We start from the raw sequence: 5,914 nt of genomic DNA, 5'->3' as shown, positions 1-5,914 counted from the left end.
TGCCTTTCACAGCTTATAGCAGTCGAAGCAAAGGTTAGGACATTTCACAATGCTGAAACCCTTTAACAGTTTACTGTTCCCTGTTCCCAGTTAAGTGTTCCCGATTCAAGTAGCGCTATAAATTTTAGCCGTATAACGCACCCTATTGGTATCGCAAGCAAGATACTGCGCTACTTCTCTATTACTTAAAAAAAATTGATGAAACCAAATATTTATACTATACCTTTAAGACAACTTGCTTCAGGGGATTTTCTGTATTTACAAATTTATAAATTCACTGGAAGTCAAACGGGAAAAAAAGCTTATATACAAGCAAATTTACATGGAGCAGAAATAAGTGGTAATGCTGTTATTCATAACTTGATAGAATTTTTAATGACTTTGGATAATAGTCAACTAATAGGAGAAATATTATTACTACCTGTGTGTAATCCCGAAGGAGTTAATGCGCGATCGCATCAATTTTCTTCAGGTAGATATAATAGTTATGATGGCAAAGATTGGAACCGGATATTTTGGGATTATGAAAAGGAAGATGTAGATATTGATGCTTTTGCTCAAACTCAAATTGATTTAACAGAAACTGAAATAAAAAATAACTATCGCCAACAAATTTTAGCTAGTTTTCATCAGCAGTTAGAAACAATTAATTCTCCTAGTAGTACACCTTTCTATAAACAATATAGATATCAACTTCAATCATTATGTTTAGATGCAGACTATGTAATCGATTTACACAGCTCAACAAATCAAAGTTTAGATTATCTTTATTGCTTTCATGGTAGGGAAGAAAGTGCTAAATTATTTATCCTAGATTATGGAATTTTAATGAGAGATGGAGAATATGATGGAGATGCTTTTGATGAAGCATTTTTGAAGCCTTGGTTAGCTTTAGAAAGGAGTTTTAAAGATTTAGGGAAACCAATTCAATTTGACATAGAATCATGGACATTAGAATTGGGTTCTGGAATGAAAATGAATCCCGAATCAGTGGCAAAAGGTATTCAGGGAGTGAAAAATTATTTAGCTAATAAAGGGATATTAAAAATAGCAGGATTTCCCTTAACTGAAACATTAAATAACCAAATAAATTTAATTTATAGAGAAGATATGAAACGTTATTATGCTCCGGTAGGTGGCATGATACAAAATAGAGTCGAACCGGGTAAAATTGTTAAACAAAATCAGCGAATTTATCAAATATTGAATTTCAACAAAAATCAAGAGTTACCAAAAGTAATAGATGTTTTGGCAGAAACAGATGGTTTAATTTTAGATAATTCAACCAATCATTCTGTCAATCAAGGAGATTATGTATTAGGAATTATGATAGGGGTTTAGTTTCCCCACCGCCGTAATATCAAATCCGGTTGAATACATTATATGGTTGGGGGAGATGGGGAGATGGGGGGATGGGGAGATAATATCAAATCCGCTTGCTTCGGAGTAACAAGAAACCGGATTTGTGGGAGGTCAATGGTAGGGACGTTGCATGCAACGTCCGTACTAGGGAATTTGATACTTTCCCCGGTTTCTCTGCTTTTTTATACTGATACTACCGGATTTGATACAAGGAGATGGGGAGATGGGGAGATGGGGAGATGGGAAGATTAAATATTGAAGTAATTAGGGCTTGCTGATTAAATATAAAAGCATTTACATTCTAATGGTTTGAGAAACTAATGGTCTCAAAAAAGTACCAGCTTTTGTGTTAATAAAGCGGAAAAATTTAGCATTTTGGAGTAACGCGAGGCAGAAAATTTAAGTGGCTATGATCGACGACTACCTCTTGTACAACTCCCTGCTCCTCCTAATTCTTAACTACTCCTGTACGGGCGATTCGCTCTTCGCCCCTACTCCCTACCTCAACAAAAAGACTTTTGAGCACAAATCCTAATTATAGAATTATCAACATATATTATATAACCGGATTTTATATAAATATTGATGGAGAAAATAGTAGGGGTTTGGTATCCTAACCCTCATAAATATTCATAAAGAAACAAACAATAAACTATCCTGTAAATTCAGAAAATTATCTCGGAAAAATTCTTTAATTTAACTGTCATGATTTTCTACAGTTTAGTTCCTAGAGTGACAATTTAATCTCCCAAACAAATACCCATACCCCGAGCAGTTTTGACCAAAGTATCATTAGGGTCTACTGCTCTGTACTTAGCGATCGCCTCTGCAATTGGCACACTGACAACTTGTCGATTTTGCCAAGTTACCATCTCGTCATATTTTCCTTCAGCAATCAGATCGACTGCTGCTACTCCAAAAGCTGAAGCAACTAAGCGATCGGTGGGGGAAGGAACACCCCCCCGTTGAATATGACCTAACACCGTAACACGAGTTTCCGCATCACTACAAACACAGATTTTATCCGCTAGATAATGTCCAATACCACCATATCGAGATTTACCGAATAAATCATCTTGTGTCACCAACTCCCCTGTTTCAGTCCGCACTGCTTCTGCTACAACAACCAAAGAGTAATTTTTGCCTAAATCTTGACGTTTGCGGATATAGCTACAAATGTTATCTATTTTGTAAGGAATTTCCGGAATCAAAATCACATCTGCACCACCAGCAATACCAGCATTCAGAGCAATATGACCCGCATCCCGCCCCATTACTTCTAAAATTATAACGCGGCTATGACTAGCAGCAGTAAAATGTAAACGGTCTAGTGCTTCTGTGGCAATTTTGACAGCAGTATTAAAACCGATAGACAGCTCAGTACAGCTAACATCATTATCAATAGTTTTGGGGATACCCACTAGATTTAAGTTCCCTTGTTGAGCAAGTTTGCGGAGGATAGCCAGACTACCATCGCCTCCAATACCAATTAAAGCATCAAGTCCAAGTAAACGATAACCCTCAATAATTTCTTCAGAGCGATCGTGCAAAGTACCATCTGGCATTGGGAAGGCAAAAGGGTCGCCTTTATTTGTAGTGCCTAAAATTGTCCCACCTGACATCAGTAATGGGTCAATTTTTTCAATCTCTAGTTTGAGTGTTTGTGGCGGACGCTCCATCAATCCTTGAGTAGCTTGGCGAATCCCCATAACTTCCCAACTGTAAGTTCCCACAGCACGATACACCACTGCCCGAATTGCGGGGTTTAAGCCTGCACAATCTCCTCCACTGGTCAGGATACCAATACGTTTGTGCTCTACCATAATTATGATTTTATCTATAATAGAAAATATGAATTTTTGACAGTTTCAACTATGATGTGGAAACTGCCGAGTTGATTTTACCAATCAATTGTCAGTATTTCTATAGTTTTTCACATTAATTAACTATACTCAAACTATAGCAATCATATTTCAGTTGTGAGATATTGGAGACTTTTAGGGAATAGGTCATTTCAGTTATCAGTTATCAGTTATCAGTTATCAGTACCTCTGCAATAAGGAGGCTTGACCTTGGCGAATATTCTCTTTTCTCTTGGTCGATTAGATATGGCTAGGTTTCCTCAGTATCTCTCAAGCTTTTTATCCCCTTCAAAAGGGAGGCTACTAACCACAATTTTTGAGTAACAGAAAAGAAGAAAAGAAGAAAAAAATGAATATATATGAATAATACCAAATTCAAAAAAGGCTGTTACATTCTAATTTGTGATTTATTCCTACAGTTTAATACTTTATGGCTTGCATTTATTGTCAAACTTAAAGTTTTTTCCTCAATTTTTAGTCTATTTATTTTTCCTGGTTCCGGCGTTTTTTATCTCCTTTTACTTGTTATGTCACTGTAGCAATATTTTATGAAAATGGTATAAGATAACTGCTATAGCAATCATATTTCAGTTGTGAGATATTGGATATTTTTAGGGAACACTTAACTGGGAAAAGGGAGCATAGAACAAGGAAAAAATGTATATAAATGAATAAGATAACCGGTATACTCTCTTCTTTTAAGAAATCTTCAATTCTCACATCTGATTCCTGATTGCTATATGTTCTATCTTTTTAAGAAATCTTCAATTCTCACAACTGATTCCCGATTGCTATAAATCTTATTTTTAAAGGTAATTATTAATTATTAATTGTTAATTGATTTTACCGCGCCCATTGTTGAAGAATATAACGATAAAAACTCTCTGTATCCACCTTTTCCATTGCCATAATTTTCCGCCCACCAGCTTCTACTTTTATTCGACCTTGACTGACACCTTTTGTAATAACTACAGTTTCCCATTCTTTTAGTTGATAAAATTCTGGATGTGCTAAATAACCAGTTGCTAAAATATCCCAAAAATAATAATCCTGAGAAATTGCCAAGGCATAACATTGTCCGGCGAAATCAGAAATAGGATACTTTCTTTGCCTGCCTAATTTGCGAGAAAATTCAGAAGTTAGGGGAACATTATTAGTAATATCCAACGAGCAAAGTACAATTGGAATTTGAGTTTGCCAGACTTTCTCAATCGCAAACGGGTCCCAATAAGCATTCCATTCAGCAGACATATCTTGACCAGGTTCCATATCTTTACTCACATTTCCAGGTACATTCAATGCACCACCCATCCAGACAATTTCTTGAATTTTTGATTCAATTTCTGGAGCAATATCTAAAGCTGTAGCAACAGTTGTTAAGGGACCAGTTACTATTAATGTAACTGGTTCCGGTGCAGATTTTAAAACTCGTACCATGAAATTTTGACCAGATTCAGAAACTAAAATAGTATCAATATTTTCTTTCTCATTTAAAATTGGAAAATGGTCAACTGCAAAAGAATCTCTTCTAAATAAAACTGGAAAAGGATTAACACCACGGACTGTACTTTCTGCGACTGGAACATCAGAACAACCCATTAAATCTAAAATTTTTCTAGTGGCACTAATTGCAGGTTCAATATAACAATCAGCAGGTGTTACAATTACTCCTAAAGGTTGAACATTTTCCATGGTCATTAGTAAAACAGTGGAGAGAAAATCATCTACAGCACCGTCATGATCCATCAGTACAAGTTTTTTAGACATAGATATTAAAAATTAGATTTCAATCAGAATTATATAGGGTTTCTTAGTAAGTGTAAGTTAGAATAAGCAACCTGCTCAAGCAAGACAAAGATAGAAAAGTAAAAAAGCTGATAATGGCTAATATCATGTCTGGATGATTATTGATAAAAAAGTATATGGTTTGTAGTAGGGCTTGAGCAATATCTATACTTGGAACTAAAACCCTACTACGAAGCTCTAATTATAACTATTTAACCAGACATGATATAACTGCTAATTTCTATGTAATTTTAGGAGAAGTTGAGACATATCCTTGAGAATTCAATATTAACTTAAGTATCTACATACATCTCATCTGCAAATCAATAAGATAAACTATTAAGGTAAAGTATCATCAAGCTTCTAGTAAATTATCAAGTTTCATTATGTACACAGAACCAAAAGTAAACAAAAATAGCAATTTTAATCATCAAAATATTGTTGCCACAGAAAGGGTAAACAAATTACTACACCAGTCAATTGATACTTTAGAAGAAATTCTTAAAAATCAACAACTTCCGGCACAAGAACGAGCAACAGTAGCTCTAAGAGTTCTAGAAATGACTGGTCTTTTATCTCAGCAAAATAATCACTCACCAGCTACATTAGTATCCGCAGCTCAACAACAACTCAATGAACTACAGACAAATAATTTAGGAACAAAATTGTTGAGTAAAGCACCACCAAAAATACAAATAAAACCTAATTTATTACCTGCTGATTATGTGGAAATTACCAACTTTTTATTGCCTGAAGACAATCAAAAGGCTATAGAGGAGGCAATTCAAAAACAAGACCAATATATTGAATCAACCACAACAACTAAAGCAGATAAATATCGCCAATCTTATGTACTATTTTCACAATATTTTCCTGAATTATCAGCACTTATTCAAAGCAAAATA

The 5,914-nt window shown here is 34.9% G+C and carries 3 protein-coding genes and 1 pseudogene; 2 read left to right on the top strand and 2 right to left on the bottom strand.

The annotated features are described in order from the left end of the window. Positions 1–198 precede the first annotated feature (198 nt). Positions 199–1,341, top strand: a complete 1,143-nt coding sequence (locus tag F6K22_RS28785; RefSeq protein WP_293105963.1) for a M14 family zinc carboxypeptidase — start codon at positions 199–201, stop codon at positions 1,339–1,341. A 761-nt stretch (positions 1,342–2,102) separates the two neighbouring features. Here F6K22_RS28785 and F6K22_RS28780 read toward each other — a convergent pair. Then, entirely contained in the window at positions 2,103–3,185 is a 1,083-nt protein-coding gene (locus F6K22_RS28780) for an ATP-dependent 6-phosphofructokinase (protein WP_293105960.1), read from the bottom strand. Positions 3,186–4,067: 882 nt separating this feature from the next. Beyond that, complete coding sequence (locus F6K22_RS28775) at positions 4,068–4,991, bottom strand: nucleoside hydrolase (RefSeq protein WP_293105958.1); 924 nt, start codon at positions 4,989–4,991, stop codon at positions 4,068–4,070. A 404-nt stretch (positions 4,992–5,395) separates the two neighbouring features. Between F6K22_RS28775 and F6K22_RS28770 the strand changes: the two are divergent. After that, a pseudogene (locus F6K22_RS28770) lies at positions 5,396–5,914 on the top strand (2OG-Fe(II) oxygenase); the annotation flags it as partial.

This window comes from Okeania sp. SIO2F4 (assembly GCF_010672385.1).
GTDB lineage: Bacteria > Cyanobacteriota > Cyanobacteriia > Cyanobacteriales > Microcoleaceae > Trichodesmium.
The sequence above is the reverse complement of the archived record's forward strand: the minus strand, read 5'-3'. Positions and strand labels throughout refer to the sequence as shown.